22 protein-coding genes and 1 tRNA gene are annotated in these 20,874 nt (G+C 66.5%); 12 read left to right on the forward strand and 11 right to left on the reverse strand.

The genetic code is table 11. The features are described from left to right. Positions 1–295 precede the first annotated feature (295 nt). From IEX32_RS12835 to IEX32_RS12845, 3 genes are all read right to left on the reverse strand, one after another. Positions 296–1,447 (reverse strand): tyrosine-type recombinase/integrase, encoded by a 1,152-nt coding sequence (locus IEX32_RS12835; RefSeq protein ID WP_188771940.1) that lies wholly within the window; start codon positions 1,445–1,447, stop codon positions 296–298. A gap of 181 nt (positions 1,448–1,628) precedes the next feature. After that, positions 1,629–1,715 (reverse strand) — tRNA-Leu (locus IEX32_RS12840). 173 nt (positions 1,716–1,888) lie between these two features. Beyond that, a complete protein-coding gene (locus IEX32_RS12845; RefSeq protein WP_188771941.1) occupies positions 1,889–2,737 on the reverse strand; it encodes an MJ0042-type zinc finger domain-containing protein in 849 nt (282 codons plus the stop codon). A 152-nt stretch (positions 2,738–2,889) separates the two neighbouring features. Between IEX32_RS12845 and ftsE the strand changes: the two genes are divergently transcribed. Genes ftsE through IEX32_RS12865 form a run of 4 tightly spaced genes read left to right on the forward strand, consistent with a single transcriptional unit; the run spans position 2,890 to position 5,762 of the window. Continuing rightward, the gene (gene ftsE / locus IEX32_RS12850) at positions 2,890–3,603 is read left to right on the forward strand and encodes a cell division ATP-binding protein FtsE (RefSeq protein WP_188771942.1); all 714 of its coding nucleotides are present in this window, start codon (positions 2,890–2,892) and stop codon (positions 3,601–3,603) included. Continuing rightward, positions 3,604–4,527 (forward strand): cell division protein FtsX, encoded by a 924-nt coding sequence (locus tag IEX32_RS12855; RefSeq protein ID WP_188771943.1) that lies wholly within the window; start codon positions 3,604–3,606, stop codon positions 4,525–4,527. Positions 4,528–4,537: 10 nt separating this feature from the next. Next, positions 4,538–5,074 carry a YdcF family protein gene (locus IEX32_RS12860; protein ID WP_188771944.1) on the forward strand — a complete coding sequence of 179 codons (537 nt, stop codon included), beginning with the start codon at positions 4,538–4,540 and terminating at the stop codon, positions 5,072–5,074. Next, on the forward strand, positions 5,067–5,762 hold the full coding sequence (locus IEX32_RS12865; RefSeq protein WP_188771945.1) for a lysophospholipid acyltransferase family protein: 696 nt from the start codon (positions 5,067–5,069) through the stop codon (positions 5,760–5,762). The genes IEX32_RS12860 and IEX32_RS12865 overlap by 8 nt, the downstream gene beginning before the upstream one ends. A 47-nt stretch (positions 5,763–5,809) precedes the next feature. Here the strand turns inward: IEX32_RS12865 and IEX32_RS12870 are convergent, their stop codons facing one another. After that, positions 5,810–6,736 (reverse strand): prephenate/arogenate dehydrogenase family protein, encoded by a 927-nt coding sequence (locus IEX32_RS12870; protein ID WP_188771946.1) that lies wholly within the window; start codon positions 6,734–6,736, stop codon positions 5,810–5,812. After that, on the reverse strand, positions 6,733–7,863 hold the full coding sequence (locus tag IEX32_RS12875) for a pyridoxal phosphate-dependent aminotransferase (protein WP_188771947.1): 1,131 nt from the start codon (positions 7,861–7,863) through the stop codon (positions 6,733–6,735). The genes IEX32_RS12870 and IEX32_RS12875 overlap by 4 nt, the downstream gene beginning before the upstream one ends. A gap of 86 nt (positions 7,864–7,949) precedes the next feature. On the opposite strand from IEX32_RS12875, the gene metX reads away from it, so the two are divergent. Both metX and metW read left to right on the forward strand, forming a co-directional pair. Then, entirely contained in the window at positions 7,950–9,071 is a 1,122-nt protein-coding gene (metX, locus tag IEX32_RS12880; protein WP_188771948.1) for a homoserine O-acetyltransferase MetX, read from the forward strand. An 8-nt stretch (positions 9,072–9,079) separates the two neighbouring features. Beyond that, on the forward strand, positions 9,080–9,673 hold the full coding sequence (metW, locus tag IEX32_RS12885; RefSeq protein ID WP_188771949.1) for a methionine biosynthesis protein MetW: 594 nt from the start codon (positions 9,080–9,082) through the stop codon (positions 9,671–9,673). A 27-nt stretch (positions 9,674–9,700) separates the two neighbouring features. Here metW and IEX32_RS12890 read toward each other — a convergent pair whose 3' ends face one another. After that, positions 9,701–9,940 carry a hypothetical protein gene (locus tag IEX32_RS12890; RefSeq protein ID WP_188771950.1) on the reverse strand — a complete coding sequence of 80 codons (240 nt, stop codon included), beginning with the start codon at positions 9,938–9,940 and terminating at the stop codon, positions 9,701–9,703. Between the two features lie 220 nt (positions 9,941–10,160). Between IEX32_RS12890 and IEX32_RS12895 the strand changes: the two genes are divergently transcribed. Continuing rightward, positions 10,161–10,361, forward strand: a complete 201-nt coding sequence (locus IEX32_RS12895) for a hypothetical protein (RefSeq protein WP_188771951.1) — start codon at positions 10,161–10,163, stop codon at positions 10,359–10,361. 751 nt (positions 10,362–11,112) lie between these two features. Continuing rightward, positions 11,113–11,403, forward strand: coding sequence for a helix-turn-helix domain-containing protein (locus IEX32_RS12900; protein WP_188771952.1), 291 nt, complete (start codon positions 11,113–11,115; stop codon positions 11,401–11,403). Positions 11,404–11,558: 155 nt separating this feature from the next. Here IEX32_RS12900 and nadA read toward each other — a convergent pair whose 3' ends face one another. The 3 genes from nadA to IEX32_RS12915 all read right to left on the reverse strand — a co-directional run bounded on the left by nadA (position 11,559) and on the right by IEX32_RS12915 (position 14,313). Then, on the reverse strand, positions 11,559–12,545 hold the full coding sequence (nadA, locus tag IEX32_RS12905) for a quinolinate synthase NadA (RefSeq protein WP_188771953.1): 987 nt from the start codon (positions 12,543–12,545) through the stop codon (positions 11,559–11,561). A 98-nt stretch (positions 12,546–12,643) separates the two neighbouring features. Then, positions 12,644–13,357, reverse strand: coding sequence for a hypothetical protein (locus IEX32_RS12910; RefSeq protein WP_188771954.1), 714 nt, complete (start codon positions 13,355–13,357; stop codon positions 12,644–12,646). 77 nt (positions 13,358–13,434) lie between these two features. After that, positions 13,435–14,313, reverse strand: a complete 879-nt coding sequence (locus IEX32_RS12915; protein ID WP_188772016.1) for an MBL fold metallo-hydrolase — start codon at positions 14,311–14,313, stop codon at positions 13,435–13,437. Positions 14,314–14,425: 112 nt separating this feature from the next. On the opposite strand from IEX32_RS12915, the gene glpK reads away from it, so the two are divergent. Further along, positions 14,426–15,904 (forward strand): glycerol kinase GlpK, encoded by a 1,479-nt coding sequence (glpK, locus tag IEX32_RS12920; RefSeq protein ID WP_188771955.1) that lies wholly within the window; start codon positions 14,426–14,428, stop codon positions 15,902–15,904. Here the strand turns inward: glpK and IEX32_RS12925 are convergent. Together IEX32_RS12925 and IEX32_RS12930 are read right to left on the reverse strand one after the other, a co-directional pair. Then, positions 15,901–16,362, reverse strand: coding sequence for a DUF1465 family protein (locus tag IEX32_RS12925; protein WP_188771956.1), 462 nt, complete (start codon positions 16,360–16,362; stop codon positions 15,901–15,903). The two genes, glpK and IEX32_RS12925, sit on opposite strands and share 4 nt — an antisense overlap. Before the next feature lie 150 nt (positions 16,363–16,512). Further along, on the reverse strand, positions 16,513–16,710 hold the full coding sequence (locus IEX32_RS12930) for a YdcH family protein (protein WP_188771957.1): 198 nt from the start codon (positions 16,708–16,710) through the stop codon (positions 16,513–16,515). A 224-nt stretch (positions 16,711–16,934) separates the two neighbouring features. On the opposite strand from IEX32_RS12930, the gene IEX32_RS12935 reads away from it, so the two are divergent. The 3 genes from IEX32_RS12935 to IEX32_RS12945 all read left to right on the forward strand — a co-directional run bounded on the left by IEX32_RS12935 (position 16,935) and on the right by IEX32_RS12945 (position 20,753). Further along, entirely contained in the window at positions 16,935–17,090 is a 156-nt protein-coding gene (locus IEX32_RS12935; protein WP_188771958.1) for a YdcH family protein, read from the forward strand. A 99-nt stretch (positions 17,091–17,189) separates the two neighbouring features. Next, positions 17,190–19,466, forward strand: a complete 2,277-nt coding sequence (gene ptsP, locus IEX32_RS12940; RefSeq protein WP_188771959.1) for a phosphoenolpyruvate--protein phosphotransferase — start codon at positions 17,190–17,192, stop codon at positions 19,464–19,466. A gap of 159 nt (positions 19,467–19,625) precedes the next feature. Next, positions 19,626–20,753: a helix-turn-helix domain-containing protein gene (locus tag IEX32_RS12945; RefSeq protein WP_188771960.1), complete on the forward strand. Its 1,128-nt coding sequence runs from the start codon at positions 19,626–19,628 to the stop codon at positions 20,751–20,753. Positions 20,754–20,874 lie beyond the last annotated feature (121 nt).

A 20,874-nucleotide genomic window follows, 5' to 3' on the forward strand; every position in this document is an offset into this window, starting at 1 on the left:
GAGCATAACCGCGATAATCCCAAACCCTTCCAATGGACTGCGGACCCCGACGAAATCATCGCCGCCGTCAGGCGTGGGCACCAAGCGTTAGACTCGCACCACTAGGCGCTCCAATATGATAGCGCCTGACTTAATACGGCTCATCCCGGGCACTTTGCGGGCCACCATCGCCGATTTCGGTGAACGAAGGATCGCTTCGCAGCGACAGCTTCGTGGGCGCCGTTCCGGACACGGCAAAAAAACGCCAATCGCGAATGTCGATTTTGAATGAGCCTGCGCTTGACCAGGACACAATCTAATCCTCCCGCATCAGGTAGCTTTGCCACTCCCCGAGCAGTTTGCGGCGCTTGGCAAGCCGGTCGCTGCGTTGATAGGCCCCGACCACTCCCAAGTCGACGGCGTGGCCAAGACACGCTTCCTTCGTCTCAAAATCAGCCTTGGTGCATTCCTCAGCCCATGTCCTGAAGGTGCTGCGGAACCCATGAGGCCGCGCGCTGTGTCCGGCGCGGTCCATAAGCGCTGTCATTGCCATGTCTGACAGGGGCTTGCCTTTGTAGGCCGCGAAGAGATTGCCGGATCGACCGGTGATCAGCGCTTGCGCCTCCGGAACGAGGGGGATTCGTCGATTCTCGTTGGTCTTGGTGCGCTTGGCGGCGAGGCTCCAGACATCACCTTCGATCTCGTCGCTGACCGCCAGCCGCACCTCGCTCGTTCGCGCCAGCGTGAGCATCAGAAGAAAGCGCAGCGCCCGGGATGCTGTCGTATCGAGGCTGCACAGCCACTTATAGAATTTGGGCGCCTCGGAGTAGGGAAGCGCGGGAATGTGCTCGGTCTCGTGCCGTTGTTTCCCCAGCAGCGCCCGTGCCTTCATGCAGGCCTGGAGGTCGACCGGGCGACCGAGCGCCGCAGCGTGGGTGAGGGTGAGATTGAGGCGGTTCAGGGCCTTGGCCGCCGCTTCGGGTTTGGTGTGCCAGATCGGGGCCAGCAAATCGCGCAAGACGTGCTGATCGACGTCCTCGATAGCGTGAGCGCCGATCTTTGGGATGACGTGGACCTTGAGAGGGGACATCCAGCGACCGGCCTTGCCGTCGCCCTTGAGTTGCGCCTTTCGCGCCTCGAAGCAGCTGTCGATCGCTTCGCTGACTGTGAGGCGGTGAATTAAGCGACGTTCCAGCCTGCGCGCTTCGATTGGACATTGCCCGCCTCTCAGCGTTGCACGCGCATCGGCGGCGGCGGCCCTGGCCTCCGCGATCGACACGTCCGGCCATCGGCCGAGACCCATTTCCCTGCGTCTACCGTGAAGAAAATAGCGCAGCACCCATTTGCCGTGCGCGCGTTCGCGCTTGTGCAGCCAGAGGCCTGCGCATGCCGTGCGCGCGTTCGCGCTTGTGCAGCCAGAGGCCTGCGCCGTCGCCGTAGCGACCGGGCGGCGCGTTGCGCGCGCCAATGTGGGAGAGGATATGCTGCTTCACCGATCCTTCCGAACTGACGGAAGGGGCCCTGATCCAGTCCCCCTTCCAGTCCCCCGTTTGGGGTGAGCTTGGAGGATACATGATGGGCTCTAGTGAAGCAAGGAATGGCTGAAGTCAGCCATTCTTGGACTTCCTGAGCAGCCTTCAGAAGGCTGCTGGTGCGGTCGAGAAGACTCGAACTTCCACGGGCTTTCGCCCACAACGACCTCAACGTTGCGCGTCTACCAATTCCGCCACGACCGCTAAATCAAACGGGGCTCGGTTCGCACCAGCCCCGTGGCAGGAGCGGGCCATTAGCAAAGCGATGGGGGCGCTGCAAGCGGAGTCTGGGGAAAAGTTTCCGCTCGCGCGTCTTGGCGAAGGAGCGGGTTGGACGCGGTCCGGCTTTTCTCTCCGCCGGGTCCGGAAAGGCGCTGTTATTCCGGTTTCCAGCCTATCTCCGCGGCGGCGGAGGCCTTGGGGATGTCGGTGAGGGCCTCGTTGACCGTCTGGATCTCGCCGGGCGCCAGTTCGCGCTTGGCGGGCACGATTTCCTTTTCGTAGACGATGCGTTCGCGCTCGTCGCGCAGCACCACCAGCAGGGACGGGACGCGGCGGCTCTCGCCGCCGATGTTGCGGATCGTTCCGCTGACGCTGAAGAACTCGGTGCCGTCGGGCAGGAGCTTGCGGTCCTGCCGCTTGCGCGGGAAGTCGAGCTGCAGGTCGGGTTGCGCCTGGGTGAAGGCCTGGCGCGGGATCGGCACCCAGTCCGGCAGGCCGAACCATGCGACCGCGCCCGTGAGGCTCAGCGTCACTACCGCGAAGACGCCGGCCGCGATCGTGCCGATTTTGGTCCAGTTGCGACGGGGTCGGAACGGCGGCGAATGCTCGAAGCTCGACGGGGCTTCGTCCGAATAGCGCGCGCCGACGGTATCATCGTAATAGGTGGACGCCGTACGCGCGGGCGCGCTGGGAGGAGGAGGCGGCGGCGGAGAGGGGAGCGGCTCCTTCCTCTCGGGCGGAGAGGCCCGGCCCGGCGCGACGGGTTCGCCTTGCGGCGCGGCCTGCGTGGCGGGGCGCTGCATGGTGTCGCGGGGGGGCGATGGGGTGACCGCTTCGGATCTCGCCGGAGGGGGGGCGGCCGCTGCCTCCTCGGTGACGAGTTCCGGTCCTTCCTGGTACCAGCTGTGCCGGCACTTGGCGCAGCGTACCGTGCGGCCGTCCACGCCGATGGCGCTGTCCGGAACGGCATAGCGCGTTGAGCAGGCGGGACAGGCGATGATCATGGTCTCACCTTATAAGCACGGTTGCCGCGCGCGCGACAAGCTTCCCACATGTGGGTAGGCCGCGTAACGCCCTTTTTTCCACATTCAATGCTCGCTATAGGCCGAAAATCGCCCGTTCGAACCGGACAGACGGACCAGCCAGACAGACAAACATGACCGCGGACGGGGAAATCATTCATTTCGACAATGTGGGGCTTCGCTATGGCACCGACCGGGAGGTGCTGAGCGACCTGACCTTTACCCTGTTTCCGGGGCGTTTTTACTTTCTCACCGGTGCGAGCGGGGCGGGCAAGACTTCTCTGCTCAGGCTGCTTTACCTCGCGCAGCGGCCCTCGCGCGGGATGATCCGGATGTTCGGGGCCGACGCCATCACCATGCCGCGCGGCCGCCTGCCGGCCCTGCGGCGGCGGATAGGCGTCGTATTCCAGGACTTCCGGCTGATCCCGCATCTGTCCGCCTTCGACAACGTCGCGCTGCCGCTGCGCGTGGCGGGGCATCAGGAAAGGGACCTGGCCGGCCCGGTGCGGGACATCCTCGACTGGGTGGGGCTTTCCGATCGCCTCGATGCCCGGCCGCCGACGCTGTCGGGCGGAGAGCAGCAGCGCGTTGCCATCGCGCGTGCGGTGATCGCCCACCCGGCGGTGCTTGTCGCCGACGAGCCGACCGGCAACGTCGATCCGGAAATGGCGCAAAAGCTGATGCGGCTGTTCGAGATGCTCAACCGCCAGGGCACCACCGTCGTCGTCGCCACGCACGATCTCGACCTGCTGCGCAAGGTGCCAGACAGCCTTATCATGCGGCTTGACCGGGGCCGCCTTTCGGACCCCACCGGAGCGCTCCGCTACCCGCCCAGGAAGATGCAGTAGATGTCGCGGCCGGTCATGGGGGGCGGGCGCCGGCTGCTGAGCCGGGGCGATGCCGAGCTGATTCCGCAGGGGCGCATGTCGGGGCCGATGCCCTGGGTGATCGCGATCATGGTGGCGATGACGGCGATCGCGCTCGCGGCGGGGCTTGCGCTGGGCAACGCGGTGTCCGCCGCGCGCGCCGAGATCGAGGGCGGCGTCACCGTGCAGGTGCTCGAACCGCGCGTCGAGGTGCGGGAGAAGGAGGCGGAAAGGGCGGTCGATGCGATCAAGCAACTGCGCGGCGTCGCCGGCCTACGGCTCGTCCCGCAGGAGGAACTGGACGCGCTCATCGAGCCCTGGCTGGGCACCGGAATCGATGCCGCGACCGGTTCGACGATCCCGGTTCCCGCGCTGATCGACGTGCGCCTGGACGGTCCGGCAAGTCCGGCGAAGCTGGCGGCGATCGAACAGGCGCTGGCCCCTGTCGCGCCATCCGCGCGCGTCGATGCGCAGTCGAGCTGGCTGCGGCCCGTGTTCGACGCGATGGTTTCGCTGCAGCTCCTTGCCGGCGCGCTCGTGGTCCTGCTGGCGCTGGCGCTGGCCGCAGCGGTGCTGCTGGCGGCGCGCTCGGCGCTGGGGGCCAATCGCGACACGATCGAGATCGTCCACCTGCTCGGCGGTACCGATACGCAGGTCGCGCGCGTGTTCCAGCGTTCGATCGGCTACGACGCGGCCGGCGGCGGTGCGGTCGGGCTCATCGTGGCGCTGGCCGTTATCATCGCACTGGGCCGCCGTTTCGCGGGGCTGAGCGCGGGCCTCATCGACAGCGGCGCGCTGATCTGGAGCGACTGGCTCCTGCTTGCGCTTGTCCCATTGCTGGCCACTTTGCTGGCGATGGTGACGGCGCGCCTTACAGTGCTGCATGCGCTGCGCAAGATGCTATAGATCGTACAACATGTTTCGTCGCGCCGCCGCTTTTCTGGTCCTCGCATGGCTGTTCGGCTTCCTGTGGTTCGCCATCGCGCTGCCCGGGCCGCTGGGCGATCGCGAGACCGACGCGGTGATCGTCCTTACCGGCAGCAAGGGGCGGATCGAGCATGCCCTGGAAGTGCTCGAACAGGGCAAGGCGGAACGCCTGCTGGTGTCCGGTGTCGATCCCGAAGTGAAGCCCGGCGAGTTCGCCGCCCAGTTCGGCGTGTCGCAGCGTATGCTCGAATGCTGCGTGACGCTGGGCTACCAGGCTTACGACACGCGATCGAACGCGATCGAGGCGGCGGCGTGGGTCACGGAGAAAAAGGCGAAGTCGGTGCGGCTGGTCACGGCGGACTGGCACATGCGCCGGGCCGTGCTCGAACTCTCGCATGCCCTGCCGAATGACGTAAAGCTGGAACGCGACGCGGTGCCTTCACGCCCCAGCTTCGGCGCGCTGTTCCTCGAGTATCACAAACTGCTCGCCCGCTTCGCGCTCAACCTGTGGGACAGGTATGCGTAGCAACGCGGCGGACGTGATCCGCAGTCTGGCCTTCTATCTCGTGTTCTACGGCGGCAGCGTCGGCTACGTGCTGGGGTTCTGGCTGGCCGCGCGGTTTGGAGAACGGCCGGCGCGGGCGGTCGTGCGCGGGTGGTCGATGTTCCATCGCCGCTGCGCCCGCTGGCTGCTGGGCATCCGCGTCGTCGTCGAAGGCGAAATGCCGAACGAGGGCGTGCTGGTGGCGGTCAAGCACGAGAGTTTCTTCGAGGCGATCGATGCGCCGGCGCAAATGGACTGGCCGGCGCCGTTCCCCAAGGGCGAGCTGGCGCGCATTCCCGGTTGGGGCTGGGCGGCCAGGCGCTATGGCGTGGTCGTGGTCGAGCGCGACCAGGGCGCGAAGGCCCTGCGCCAGATGGTCGCGGCATCGCGGCGCTTCGCGGCGTTGGGCCGTCCCCTGGTGATCTTCCCCGAAGGCACGCGCATACCCCACGGGCAGCGGGCCAGATTGCAGTCCGGCTTTGCCGGGCTGTACAAGTTGCTGGGCATGCCGGTGGTGCCGGTGGCGGTAGACAGCGGCCAGCTCTATCATCGCCGCTGGAAGAAGCCGGGCGTCATCACGCTGCGGGTGGGCGAGCGGATCGAGCCAGGCCTGCCACGCGCGGAACTGGAAGCGCGGGTGACCGAGGCGATCAACGCGCTGAATCCGTGATAGGCGGCTCCGGTCCTCCCCCTTCAGGAGAGGGCGGAAGTCGTGCCTCAGCCTCTTGCCCCGCCATTCTCGTGGTCGGTGCGGCCGAAGTCCGGGCGGGAATCGTCCTGGCCTTCCTCGATGATCGAGCGGCGGATCGCGCGGGTGCGGGCGAAGTGGTCGAACAGGGTATCGCTGTCGCCCACGCGGATCGCGCGTTGCAACGCCGTCAGGTCTTCGGTGAAGCGCTGGAGCATCGTCAGCACCGCGTCCCTGTTGGTGAGGAACACATCGCGCCACATCGTCGGATCGGACGCGGCGATGCGGGTGAAGTCGCGAAAGCCGCCGGCCGAGTACTTGATGACTTCGCTCTGCGTCACGTCCTCGAGGTCGGAGGCGGTGCCGACGATGGTATAGGCGATGAGGTGCGGCAGATGGCTGGTGACCGCGAGCACCAGGTCATGGTGCCGCGCGTCCATGATCTCGACATTGGCGCCCAGCGCTTCCCAGAACGCGACGAGTTCGGAGAGCTTCACGAGGTCCGTCTGTTCGGGCGGCGTGACGATGCACCAGCGATTGCGGAACAGGTGGGCGAAGCCCGCGTCGGGGCCGGAGTTCTCGGTGCCGGCGACCGGATGTGCGGGGATCACGGTATGATCGGGCAGCGCCTCGCGCAGGGCGGCGGCGATGGACTGCTTGCACGAGCCGACATCGCTGACGAGCGCGCCGGAAGGAATGGCCCCGCGCACTTCGGCGGCGGCCTCGCCCATGACGCCCGGCGGTACGCAGAAGATCACGAGGTCGGCCTGGCTCACGGCCTCCGCCGCCGTCCCGCAAACCTGATGGACGAGGCCGCGCTCGGCGGCGCGCGTGCGGGTGGCGGGATCGAGATCGTAACCGGTGGTGCGGGTGCCGGGCAGGAATTCCTGCACGGCAAGGCCGATGGAACCGCCCTGCAGCCCGAGGCCGATGATCGCGACGGTGCCCAGGCTCATCGCGCCGCCTCCGCCATCTCGCGCAGGGCTGCCGCGATGGCGTCCATGTCGCGGCGGTGACCGATGGTGATGCGCAGGGCCTGCGGCAGGCCCTGTCCCGGCAGCCAGCGCACGATGTAGCCGCGCTCGGCCAGCCCCTCGTAAGCGGCCTCGGCCGTCAGCGGGCCCTCGAACAGGACGAGGAGGAAATTCGCCTCGCTGGGAATGGCGCGCAGTCCGTCGTTGCCCAGCGCTTCGATCTTGCCGGCAAAGCGGGCGCGTTCCTCGCGGTTGTGCAGGCGCGTGCGGTCGACGAAGGCCTGATCCCCCACCGCCGCCAGCGCGGTTGCCTGCGCGCTGTTGCTCAGGTTGAAGGGCCCGCGGATGCGGTTGAGGACCTCGATCACCTTGGTCGATCCGGTCGCCCAGCCGACCCGTTCGCCCGCAAGGCCATAAGCCTTGGAGAAGGTGCGCGTCACCAGCACGTTGGCCGATGAAGCCGCGAGCGAGAGGGCGCCATCGTCGTCCTCCGGCGCGACATATTCGGCATAGGCCTGGTCGATCACCAGCAACACGTGGGAAGGAAGCGCGGCATGGAGCCGTGCGATCTCGCCCTTTGGCAGGAAGCTGCCGGTGGGATTGTTGGGATTGGCGACGAAGATCACTTTCGTTCGCGCGTTGACCAGCGCCAGCAGCGCGGCGACGTCAGTCCCGTAGTCGTCATCGGGCGCGACAATCGGCGTCGCGCCGCATCGCCGGGCGACGATGTCGTAGAGCGAAAAGCCGTAGCGGACATAGAGCACCTCGTCGCCCGGACCGGCGTAGGCGCTGGCGGCGACGCTCAGCAGTTCGCCCGAACCGGTGCCGCACAGGATGCGCGCCGGATCGATCCCGTGCAGCTTGCCCAGCGCCGCGCGCAGCGCATTGCTGTCGGGGTCGGGATAGAGCGAAGGCACCACGGCATCCGCGCGCGCCGCCAGCGCCGCCTCGCTGGTGCCAAGCGGGTTTTCATTGGCTGACAGCTTGATAAGCGGCCGCCCGTCCTTGCCCTCAAAGTCACTGGCGGACTTGCCCGGAACATAGGCATGGATCGCCTCGATCCACGGCTTGGGCTGGGGGGCTTGCGAACGGGTCTCTGTCTCGGTCATAACGCGCGCGCCTTTAACCCAGCGAGGGGCCGATTGACAGCCTGTGATTGACACATGCGGGGCGCTCCCCCACTTGGCGGTTCACTATGGCCACGGCCCGCAACATCGATACGAGCAAGGTGCTCGAACTGGCAGAGCCGCTCCCGCTCGACAGCGGGCGGAGCCTGGAGGGCGTGCGCATCGCCTACGAGGCCCACGGCACGCTCTCGCCCGCAAGGGACAACGCGATCCTCATCGCCCATGCGCTGACCGGCGACCAGCACGTCATGTCCGATCATCCCAAGACCGGCAAGCCGGGCTGGTGGGTGCGCATGGTGGGGCCGGGCAAGCCGATCGACACGGACAGGTTCTACGTCATCTGCGCCAATGTCATCGGCTCGTGCATGGGCTCGACCGGCCCGGCGAGTCTCGCGCCCGATGGCGCGCCTTACGGCATGCGCTTTCCGGTCATCACCATCCGCGACATGGTGCGCGGCCACATCGCCCTGCTCGACGCGCTGGGCATAGAAAGCCTGCACGCCGTTGTCGGCGGATCGATGGGCGGGATGCAGGCGCTTTCGCTGGCGGCCAACTTCTCCGACCGGACGCGCGCCGCGCTGGTGATTGCCTCGACCGCGCGCCACTCGGCGCAGAACATCGCGTTCCACGAAGTCGGGCGTCAGGCGATCATGGCCGATCCGGCCTGGCGCGAGGGCGATTATTACGCGGCCAAGGTAGACGGGGGCAAGGGGCCGGAAAAGGGCCTCTCGGTCGCGCGCATGGCGGCGCATATCACCTATCTTTCCGAAGCGGGGCTGACGGACAAGTTCGGCCGCCGGTTGCAGGACCGCGCCGAAAAGACCTTCGGCTTCGACGCCGATTTCCAGGTGGAGTCCTACCTGCGCTATCAGGGTCTTTCGTTCACGGACCGGTTCGATGCCAACTCCTACCTCTACATCACCCGCGCCATGGACTATTTCGATCTGGCCGAGGAGCACGGCGGCCTGCTGGCCAATGCCTTCGCCGGGTCGATGGCGCGCTACTGCCTCGTCAGCTTCGATACCGACTGGCTCTATCCCACCGCCGAATCGCGCAACGTGGTCCACGCGCTCAATGCGGCCGGTCTGCCGGTGAGCTTCGTCGAGCTGTCCGCCCCGTATGGGCACGACTCGTTCCTGCTCGACGTGCCAGCGCTCGACCGCGTCGTCGAAGGGTTCCTCAAGCAGTGAGCCCGGCGATGAGCAAGCTGCGTCCCGACCTTGCGGTGATCGCCGTCAATGTCGCGCCCGGATCGAGCGTGCTCGACGTCGGCTGCGGCGACGGCACGCTGCTTGCCGCCCTGCGCGACGAAAAGCAGTGCGACGCGCGCGGCATGGAACTCGATTCCGCCAACGTCGGCGAATGCGTCGCCCGGGGGCTCTCGGTGATCCAGGGCGATGCGGACAAGGACCTGGCCTTCTACCCGGACAAGTCGGTCGACTACGCGATCCTCAGCCAGACCCTGCAGACGACGATGCGGCCCGACATGGCGCTGGAGCAACTGCTGCGCATCGGCCGCAAGGCCTTCGTCAGCTTTCCCAACTTCGCGCACTGGCGCGTGCGCCTCTCGTTGCTGTGGGGCGGCCGCATGCCGGTGACGCGCCTGCTGCCGGTGGCGTGGTACGAGACGCCCAACATCCACCACCTCACCATCGATGACTTCCGCGCGCTGGTGAAGGAGCGGGGGATCGCGGTGGAAGGGTGCTGGTTCCTCTCGGGCGATACGCGGTGCAGCCCGGCCGCTGCGAACTTCCGCGCGGAACACGCGGTGTTCCTGCTGTCGCGGGGGTAAACGCGGCAGGCGTCATCCCGGACCGGGCTATCGCCCGGAAGAGGCGGGCTCTTCGTGTCCGTTCGCGCCCAGCACGCTGAAATCCTGGGATTTCACTCCGGCCCCGGCCTTCGCGAAACCTTCCGCCGCCAGACCGCGCTTGAGCAGTTCGCGCACTGCCGCCGCGCGCGTCGGCATCCTTCGCGCAAAGCGCCAGTCGTCGATGGCTTGCAGTTCGCCCTCCGAGACCATGATCTGCAAGCGTTGTTCGCGCGTCCGCTCGGCCAAGGCAGATTCCTCCGTGCTCGATCTTGGTGCGTGTTCCAAAATAGGAGATGACGCGGAGTGTGTAAATAGGTGTGCCTGCGTTTCTTGGGGCACTTACTCATTTGTCTGATAGTGTCTGTTTGGATCCATATTATTTGAACTGTTGCAGATAGTATATTGATAGTTGTGCCGCATTGTATTATATGATGCCTTTGTCACTCAAAATTATGGAGCAGCGGCAATGCCTCTTTTTTTACTTGTGCTGGAGGAAGATGGACGAGGCGAGCCCAAGAAGATAGAGTTCATCTCCGAAGACCCGTCCCAGGCTTTCGAAATCCTGAAGCAGGAGCAGAGCGGCAGAGCGGCCGTGCTCTGGCAGGAAGGTAAGCGCCTCGGAACCTTGCAGCGCACCAAGGCGGGCGTCTGGGAACTCGCACATTGAATCGCGTGCCTTTCCGCGTCTCTACCCGCCTTCGGGGCGGCCTGTATGTCGATGAGTCAAATTGACATGACGAACCATATAGGTTGCAAACCGCGGCCGCCGGTTACCACCCGGCATCACGGCGGGTGCGGGGAGCGCAAGGCCTTCGCTCATATGTTACCCGCACATGCGGCCGGCGTCCCCGGACGGGCGCGTCCGGTTCGCTGCGAGGCCATTTGCTCAGGGCCCTGGTAAGGCCCACTGGCCGGTGTGGACGAACGAGCCCCCTTCCGCCGGTGCCTCGCAGCCGGGCTGTGCCGATGGACCTTGCGCGGTTCCCCCACCGGCCACTCGCCACAAGGAACCCGTAGCCCCGCCCGCGCAGGAACTCCGCCTGCCGAGGCCAACCCCCGCGCCGGCCGCACCGTCCGCCGTGCCCGAACCCTCCCCCGGCGTTATCCCGCATTCGCCAGCGGGCGATCAGTCGCGTCCGTTGCCCCTCCGTCAACTCCAGCTCGGGGAGGAACTGACGGGGCATTCCCAATTCCTCCCCGAGCTTGTCTCGGGGAGGGGGACCGCCGCCGCAGGCGGTGGTGGAGGGGGTCTGCGTCCCCCAGCAGGGCGTTGCGTTCGGGCGAGAGCCCCCTCCACCATCCTTCGGATGGTCCCCCTCCCCGCAAGCGGGGAGGAATGGGCCCGATGGACACCTGTCAACTTCCCATGCTATATGTGATTCACATAGTTCACGCGGCATGGAGTTCGAGGCGAAGCAATGCGAGCGAACAAAGAGACTACGATCGCCATTCCGGCTGACCCGAACGATCCGGAGGACTTCGATGTCACCGAGGCGGCGCTCGAACGCGGGCTGATGGGCCGCCGCGTCCGCAAGCTGCGCAACCGGCTGGGCATGACGCAGAAGGAATTCGCGAACGTGTTCGGCATCCCGGCTAACAGCATCCGGCAGTACGAGATCGGCCGCTACATGCCGCCGCCCGCCGTGCGCGCCTACCTCAAGGTGATCGAGGCGGAGCCGGAGATGGTCAGGCGGGTGATGGCGGGGTAGGTTCCTGCCGCTCCGGAGGCTAAGATGAACTCAGCCTCCGTTCGTGTCGAGCGAAGTCGAGACACGCAAGCGCCTCGCCTATGTGTCTCGACTTCGCTCGACACGAACGGGGAAGTGTAGGGCTGCGCGCTTCTACTTTTCGCAACGCTCCCGCATCACCGCGCCCCCAGGTCCCCCTTGCCGACGGTTCCGCTCGCCAACTCCAGCATCCGGTCGAGGCTCTTCTTTGCCGCGAGCCGCAGGCCTTCCTCGATCTCGATGCGCGGCTGCAGGTCGCGCAGCGCCAGATAGAGCTTCTCCAGCGTGTTGAGCGCCATGTAGGGGCAGATGTTGCAGGCGCAGTTGCCGTCCGCGCCGGGGGCGCCGATGAAGGTCTTGCCGGGCAGCGCCTTTTCCATCTGGTGGATGATGTGCGGCTCGGTGGCGACGATCAGCGTCTCGCCTTCGAACTCCTGCGCGAACTTCAGGATGCCGCTGGTCGATCCGACATAATCGGCATGGTCGATGATGTGCGGCGGGCATTCCGGGTGCGCGGCGATCGGGGCGCCGGGGTGCAGGGCCTTGAGCTTGAGCAGCTCGGTCTCGCTGAAGGCCTCGTGGACAATGCACACGCCGGGCCAGAGCAGCATCTCGCGGTTGAACTTGCGGGAGAGGTAGCCGCCCAGGTGCCGGTCGGGGCCGAAGATGATCTTCTGGTCCTTCGGTATCTGCTGGAGGATCGTCTCGGCGCTGGAACTGGTGACGATCACGTCGGAGAGCGCCTTAACCTCGGTCGAGCAGTTGATGTAGGTGAGCGCGATGTGATCGGGGTGCGCCTCGCGGAAGGCCTTGAACTTTTCCGGGGGGCAGGAATCTTCGAGGCTGCAGCCGGCCTCGAGATCGGGCAGGACGACGATCTTCTCGGGGCTGAGGATCTTGGCGGTATCGGCCATGAACTTGACGCCGCAGAAGGCGATGACGTCGGCATCGGTCGCGGCGGCCTTGCGGCTGAGTTCGAGGCTGTCGCCCACATAGTCCGCCAGGTCCTGGATTTCAGGCTTCTGGTAGTAGTGGGCCAGGATGACGGCGTTGCGCTCCTTGCGCAGCCGCTCGATCTCGGCGCGGATGTCGATGCCTGACAGATCGGCGGACATTACGGTCATGGTATGCTTTTCCCTTTGATTTCCGGTCCGGTCTTTCACGCCGGATACGCAGGCTATCTAGGGATTGAAAGGCCGCCTCCCAAGGGAAAATGCGATTGTCAGCCGCCGGCGATCCGCGCCGCGAGCGAGACGGTGAAGGGCGCGCGGCCCAGCAGCTCGAACAGGGCATGGTATCCGGCCACCACCGCCATGGCGATTATCGTGACGCGATGGACATGGCCGAAGGTCGCCCTGTCGTGGCGGGCAACCAGGACCAGCGTGCCGAGCTGGATGAGCATGCCCACCGTCTCGCCCCAGGGGCCGAGCAGGGGCATCGGCAGGAGGCGGCCGTATGCGGGTTCCATCAGCAGGACGTTGGCCCCGACCATGAAACGCCGATGCGCCTGGGTGTCGCGGCGATGCACGATCGCGGCCGCAACCATTCCGGCAAAGGCGGCAAGGCCGATGTGCGTCAGGGCGAGGAAATAGGCTGGCGTGAAGAAAGGCGGCACATGCGCGGTGCGGATCGCCATTATGGAAGAAAAACTGCCGAGAGCGACGACCGCTGCCGCAAGGACCAGCCCGATCCGGCCAAGCCGCCGGTGCTGGGCGAGCGCATTGCGCTTCACTAGCGTCGGCTGGATCACGAAAAGCGCGAGCCAGGCCACCATGACGAGGGCGTGGACATGGATCCAGATCGGCACCGCGGGAATGTCGACGAAGCCGCGCGCGGCCCATTGGAAGAAGCCCAAAAGAATGAAAATGGCGATGCCAAGCGCGATCTTCTGCCAGAACGAAAGCGCGCCTGCGCGCGCGCCCGCAATGCTTGCCATGTATTCCCCCGCATTTGTTCTGTTTTGCGGGTTGCAGTAATACAGGATTTACTTTGCCGGCGCCAGAAGAACTGCAGTCACGCGGAAAGCAGCCACCGGTCTTCGGAATGCGCTACAACACCACGTTTTTCCAGGTCGATCAGGTGGGCGAGCACGGACCGGCCGGCCGCCGGCCAGAGGCGCTGGTCCACGCCCTTGTACATGTGCGGGACCATGTCGGCGATGCCATGGCGGCCCGCCTCGATCTGGCGCAGGATCTGCTTTTCGCGGCTGCGGCGGTGGCCGATCATTCCCCGGACGAGTTGCCGGGGCTTTTCCACCGCCGGGCCATGGGCGGGGAAATAGACGGTGTCCTGCTCACGCGCATAGAGCTTGGCGAGGCTTGCCATGTAGGCGGTCATGTCGCCGTCGGGGGGCGAGACCACGCTGGTCGACCAGCCCATGACGTGATCGCCCGTGAACAGCGCGCCGGTTTCGGGCAGGGCAAAGCAGAGGTGATTGGACGTGTGTCCCGGCGTCGCGACGGCCGCCAGCGTCCAGCCGTCGCCCGAGACGATCTCGCCATCCTCCAGCACGCGGTGCGGGCGGTAATCGGGATCGAAAGCGGCATCGGCGCGCGGGCCGTCATCCTCCAGCGTGAGCGGTGCGCAGCCGATGACCGGCGCGTCGGTGCGCGCCGCGAGCGGGCCGGCCGCCGGGGAGTGGTCGCGATGGGTGTGGGTGCACAGGATCGCGGCGAGGGTCGCATCGCCGATCGCTTCGACCAGCGCGTCGAGATGCTCGGCCTCGTTGGGGCCGGGATCGATCACGGCGACGTCGCGGCCGGCGCCAACGATGTAGGTCTGGGTGCCGGTATAGGTGAAGGGCGAAGGATTGCGCGCAAGGACGCGCCGCACCAGCGGGCCGACCTGCTCGGCCACGGCATAGGATCGTTCGATCTGGGTCAGCGCGTCCATGGCGCCGATATGGGGTCTTGCAGCGCGGCTGTCGAGTATTGCGGCGCGGGCGTTCCGCAAGCCGCGCATCTGCGCTAGCTAAACGTCGGGGCAGGCATGAGAAAGGTGTTTCATGGCAAGCGAAGCTGAACTGATCCTCGTTATCGATGCGGGCACGACGTCCACGCGGGCCATGGTCTTCGCGCTGGACGGAACCATGCGCGCCATGGCGCAGCGGCCACTGACGCAGCACTATCCGCGGGGCGGCTGGGTCGAGCACGATGCGGAGGAGATCTGGAGCGCCGCTCTTACCTGCGCGCGGCAGGCGGCGGCGCAGGTCGGCGGGGCGGACCGGATCGCCGCGATCGGCATTACCAACCAGCGCGAGACGGTGGTGGCCTGGGATCGGCAAAGTGGCGCGCCGCTCGCCCGCGCGATCGTCTGGCAGGACCGGCGCACGGCGGGCGTCTGCGATGCCTTGCGCGCGGCCGGGCACGAAGGGCGCGTCCAGGAAAGGACCGGGCTGCTCATCGATCCCTACTTCTCGGCCACCAAGATGCGCTGGCTGCTCGACAATGTACCCGAAGTGCGCGGGGCGGCCGAGGCGGGTAGGCTGGCGCTGGGGACCGTGGAGTCCTGGCTGCTCTACAATCTGACCGGCGGTGCGTTCGTGTCCGATGCCACCAATGCCAGCCGCACCAGCCTGCTGCCGCTGACATCGGGGCAGTGGGATGAGGAACTGTGCGAGCTTTTCGGCGTGCCCCTTGCGGCGCTGCCGCAGCTTGGCGACAACGCCGGCCCGCTCGGCACCGCGCTGTCCGAATGGCTGGGGGCGCCGGTCCCGGTCACCGGCCTCGCCGGCGACCAGCAGGCCGCGACGATCGGCCAGACCTGCTTTGCGCCCGGCGAGACCAAGGCGACATACGGCACCGGCGCCTTCGTGCTCGCCAACATGGGCGCCGCCGTACCGCGCTCGGCGCACCGGCTGGTGGCGACCGTGCTGTGGCAGCTTGGCGGCGAGCGTTGCTATGCGCTGGAGGGCTCGGTCTTCGTGGCCGGAAGTCTGGTGCAGTGGCTGCGCGACAGCCTGGGGCTGATCGACGCGGCGGCGGAAACCGAGACGCTGGCCCGCTCCGTACCGGACAGCGGCGGCGTCGTCGTCGTGCCGGCGCTTTCGGGGCTGGGCGCGCCGCACTGGCGCGCCGACGCGCGGGCCAGCATCAGCGGCCTGTCCTTTGCCACCACCCGCGCCCACCTCGCGCGCGCCGCGCTCGAGGCGATGGCGATGCAGACGCGCGACCTTGCCGAGGCTTTCGCTGCGGACGGCGCTACCTGGACGACCCTGCGCGTCGATGGCGGCATGAGCGCGAACGACTGGATGGCGCAGGATCTCGCCGACGTGCTCGCGCTGCCGGTGGAGCGGCCCGAATTCATCGAGACGACCGCGCTGGGCGCGGGAATGCTGGCGGCGCTGGGGGCAGGGCTCTTCGCGTCGCTCGAAGAGGCGGGCAGGGCGATGTCTGGCAGGCGCCGCCTGTTCGCGCCGGCCATGGATCAGGAGGTCCGCAACGAGCGTGTGCGCAACTGGCACCGCGCCCTGGCGAACGTCTAACCCGCCAGCCGCTGCTCGATGCGCTCGCGCAGGCGTTCGAGCGCGTTGGGCTGGGCCTCGTCGTCCAGGCGCAGGTTCCGGTCCAGTCGCAGAAGCCGGTCGTAGAAGCGGCGCGTGGTTTCCACGAGGTCCGCGATGTCGGGATCGAGGCGGGCGAGCTGGTCCGGGTCGACCTGGCACATGTTCGGGGCGAGACGGCCGTGGCGGCGAAGCTGGTATTCGGTGATCTCGCCCAGGAAATAGGCGCGGTGGTTGAGCAGCCACGCAACGGCGTGCATCATGCGGGTCGTCGTGCGCAGGCCCTCGCTAGACAGGGCGACGCGTGAGAGGTCTTCGACGCCGGTTTTGTCGAACTGCATGGACAGGGTGAAGGCGCCCCGCACCTCGTCCGAGAGCGTGAGGGCCTCGATATAGAGAGCCTCGATGATGCGCGGGCTGATGACGACCGGTTCCGACATGGTCCGCGGATATTTATTAACTGCGAATCGCCAGCAACAGTGCAATTGTGAAAATCCACGACCCGTTTCAGGACTGTCCCCCGATGACACGGTTCATGGTTGAGCGGCGTTAACCATAAGTGCTTCGCGAAGTTGGAAAAATGCCTCTTTTCAGGCGATGATGTCGGGGATCAGGTAATCCTCGATCTGCGCGATCTGATCCTTGAGGGCGAGCTTGCGCTTCTTGAGACGCGCGATCTGCAGCTGGTCGGTCGAGCCGGCGGCCCCCAAGGCGTCGATCGCCGCGTCCAGATCGCGATGCTCGATCTTCAGGATTTCAAGGCGTTTGCGCAATTCCTCTTCGGTCACGCCGAAATTCCTTATATTATACAGCGTCTTGTAGGGCGGCGTGCTTGGCAATGCGGTGACGCTGCTCGACGCGCTCGACACGCGATTCACCGAATATGAGGCATTCTTGCTCTTCGCAAGGTGCCCTGAATGTGGTTGGATCACTTTGCGCCGCATCCCCGTGATGTCGAGTCGCCATTCGGGAAGCCCGGCGCGGATCCGCCCCCTCAAGAGGAGAACCGTCCATGGATAGTTCGCACGTCAGTGCCCTTCAGCTCAAGCATGCCGGTATCGAACGGCAACTCCATGACGAAATGACGCGGCCGAGACCTGATAACGCCGTGATCCAGTCCCTCAAGAAGCGAAAGCTCAGGCTCAAGGAGGAAATTGAGCGTTTTTGAGCGCCAATTCCGCGACGAGACAGCGATAAGTTCCAGATTTGGCTGAATTGACGCGCCGGCTGCGTTCCCAAAGCGCCCACTTTGGGGTAGTCCTAAAGCATGACCAGCGGAGCCGTCGAAGCAGCAAGGAACATCCTCACCCGCCTCCACGAGGTGATGGCCTCGCGCAGTAATGCGCAGGCCAAACTGAACAATGTGGTGGAAGTGATAGGCGAGTGCCTCGATAGCGAGGTCTGCTCGATCTACCTCCTGCGCGAGGGGATGCTGGAACTTTTCGCCACGCGCGGCCTTGCCCAGGAAGCCGTCCATGTCACGCGCATGGCGGTGGGTGAGGGTCTCGTCGGCACGATCGCCGGCAATATCGAGACCCTCAACCTGGCCGAGGCGACGGCGCACCCGGACTTTTCCTATCGCCCGGAAACGGGCGAGGAAAAGTTCCACTCGTTCGCCGGCGTGCCGATCGTGCGACGCGAACGCGCCGTGGGCGTGCTCTGCGTCCAGCACGTCGATCCGCGCCGATACGAGGAAGTCGAGATCGAGGCGCTGCAGACCGTGGCGATGGTGCTTTCGGAACTCATCACCAACGCCGGCCTTATCGACGAGGTGGAGTCGCAGGCCTTCGGCTCCGGCAACAATGGTTCCGAGCAGCTTCACGGCCTCACGCTGGTCAAGGGTCTGGCATCGGGAGCCGCGGTCTTCCACCAGCCGCGCGTGACGATCGAGCACGTCGTCGCCGAGGACACCGAGGCCGAGCGCCAGCGCGTCATCCTCGCGTTCGAGAAGATGCGCGAGCAGATCGACCGCATGGCCGGTCAGGCCGAATTCGGTACGGGCGGCGAGCACGATGAGGTCCTCGAGACCTACCGCATGTTCGCCTATGACGAAGGCTGGACCCGCCGGATCAACGAAGCGATCGATTCCGGCCTTACGGCCGAGGCGGCCATCGAGCGCGTGCAGCAGCGCACCCGCATGCGCATGCGCCAGATCGACGACCCGCTGCTGGCCGACCGCATGCATGACCTGGAGGATCTGGCGAACCGCCTGCTGCGGATCGTTTCGGGGCAGATCGGTACGGCAGCCAGCGTAGGCCTGCGGAACGACGCGATCCTGATCGCGCGCAACCTGGGGCCTGCCGAACTGCTCGAATACGACCGGCGGCGGCTGAAAGGCGTGATCCTCGAGGAAGGTTCGCTTACCAGCCATGTGGTGATCGTCGCGCGGGCCATGGGCGTTCCCGTGCTGGGCCGGATTCGTGGTTTGCGCGGCGTCGTGCGCGAAGGCGACTTCCTGCTGCTGGACGCCGATCAGGCGACCGCGACAGTGCGCCCCTCGGCGGGCATGATCGAGGCTTTCGAGGCGCGCTTCGCCAAGAGCCGCGAGCGCCAGGCCGTCTATGCTGCGCTTCGCGACGTCGAGCCGGTGTCGCGAGACGGCGTGCGGGTGAAGGTGATGATCAACGCGGGGCTGCGTGAGGACATGGCCAACCTCAGCCTGACCGGCGCCGACGGCATCGGCCTGTTCCGCACCGAGTTCCAGTTCCTCGTCTCGGCGACGCTGCCGCAGCGCGAACGCCAGACCCGCCTCTATCGCGACGTGCTGGAGGCTGCCGGCGACAAGCCGGTGATGTTCCGCACCGTCGATATCGGCGGGGACAAGATTCTGCCCTACCTGCGTCACGACGACGGGGAAGGGGAGGAGAACCCGGCGATGGGCTGGCGCGCCCTGCGCGTCGCTCTGGAGCGCGATGGCCTGCTCAAGGTCCAGGCGCGCGCGTTGCTCGAAGCGGGGGGCGGGCGCACGCTCAATGTCATGTTCCCGATGGTCGCGGAGCCCTGGGAGTTCGATGCGGCCAAGGCGGTGTTCGACGGGCAGCTCGCTTATCTGCGATCGCAGAAGAAGCTGCTGCCCGAGGCGATCCGTTACGGCGTCATGCTGGAAGTGCCGTCCCTGGCCGAACAGCTCGATCTGTTGGCGCCGAAGATCTCGTTTCTCTCCATCGGCACCAACGACCTGACGCAGTTCCTGTTTGCCGCCGACCGCGCGAATCCGAAGCTGGCGGAACGCTACGACTGGTTGAGCCCCGCGATCCTGCGGTTCCTGCGCCGCGCCGTGCGCGGCGTCGAGGGGAGCAATGTCGATATCGGTGTCTGCGGGGAGATGGGCGGCCGCAGGCTGGAAGCGCTGGCGCTTCTCGGGCTGGGCATCACCCGGCTTTCGATCACCCCTGCCGCGGTGGGACCGATCAAGGAGCTGATCGGCCGGGTCGATCTGCGCGCGATCCGCGAAGCCATGGATGGATGGCTGGACTCGCCTCCGGAGAACATGCGCGCGACACTGGCCAATTGGGCGGTGGAACGTGGGATTCTCGTGGATTGACATCGGTCTGCGGCAGGCAGAGGATGCCTGCTGAGCCTGGGGGCTGATCCGCCGCACGGAATCCGAAACATTGGCCCTTGATGCTGATTGTCGCTAGGGATTCAAGTAGTTAGGCAGGTCAGATCTGGATCGTAACACCTAATTCCTTTCGGGAGTGGAATGGAAGACGTCGAAAGCCAGGGCACGGAACAGTCATCGCTATCGGTAGGCGGCAGGTTGCGTGCAGCGCGCGAGGCTGCGGGGTTGAGCCGGAGCGACATCGCCTCGAAGACCAAGGTTGCAGAACGCCACCTCCTCGCCATCGAGGAGGATCGCTTCGGCGACCTTGCCGCGCGGACTTACGCCGTGGGTTTTTCCCGTACTTATGCGCGGGCGGTGGGCCTTGATGAGGCGGATGTCGCCGAACAGGTCCGCAGGCATCTCGATGCCGAAGCGGATATCCACGCCAGCCTCGTCGAACCGAGCTTCGAACCCGGAGACCCCGCGCGCGTCCCGCCGGTCCGGCTGGCGTGGGTCGCCGCTGCCGGTGTCGTCGTCGTCATCGGGCTGCTGCTGGCGTTCTGGGGCAGCTTTTTCTCGCCCGAGGGCGAATTACCCGATCTGATCGCCGAAAAACCGGCGGTTCAGGAAAGCGCCGCGCCGGCCCCTGCCGTGACAGCGAGCCAGGTCGCGGCGAACGACGGCCCGGTGGTAATGACCGCGACCAGCGACCGCGTATGGGTCAAGGTCACCGATGCGAGCGGCAAGCAGCTGATGCAGAAGGAACTCGCCGAGGGCGAAAGCTGGACGGTGCCGCAGGACGCCGAAGGTCCGCAGCTTCGCACCGGGCGGCCGGATGCGCTGCGGCTCACCGTCGGCGGCAGGCAGGTCCCGCCGCTGGCCGACCGGCCGATGACGATATCCGGGATCTCGCTCGCCGTCGCCGATGTGCTTGCGCGCGGTACGGCGACGCAGGCGGCGCCTTCTCCCCAGACATCGCCTCGTCCCGCCGTGGAACCGGCGCGCGCGGTGGCTCCCGCCACCCTGTCCGATCCGCCGGAGCCGAGGCCCGCGCCCGTCGGACCGGCGCCCGTTGCCTCGCCGCGTCCGGCAGCGACCGCCGCGCCCGCGCCGCGCCCGACTTCCGCCGCGCCCCCGGAAGGTTCGGCCGAGAGCCCGGCGCCACGTTCCGGCGCCATGCGCACCGCGCCGGCCACTGTCGTTCCGGTCGCGGAGACGCCGCCGACACTTTCTCCCACGCCGAGCCCAAGGCCGACCTTGCAGCCGGTTTCCACGGTTTCCGAATAGCACTGCCTCGACACGCGGGGGCTGTTGCGGCAAACATTTTGCCTGCTGCACGTGGTTAATCCGGGGTACGGCCCGCAGTGCGGCGATTTGGGGGCGAAGGTCATGGGGCGAGCGTGTCCCG

It is taken from the genome of Novosphingobium endophyticum, assembly GCF_014640675.1.
In the GTDB taxonomy this organism is placed as follows: Bacteria; Pseudomonadota; Alphaproteobacteria; order Sphingomonadales; family Sphingomonadaceae; genus Novosphingobium; species Novosphingobium endophyticum.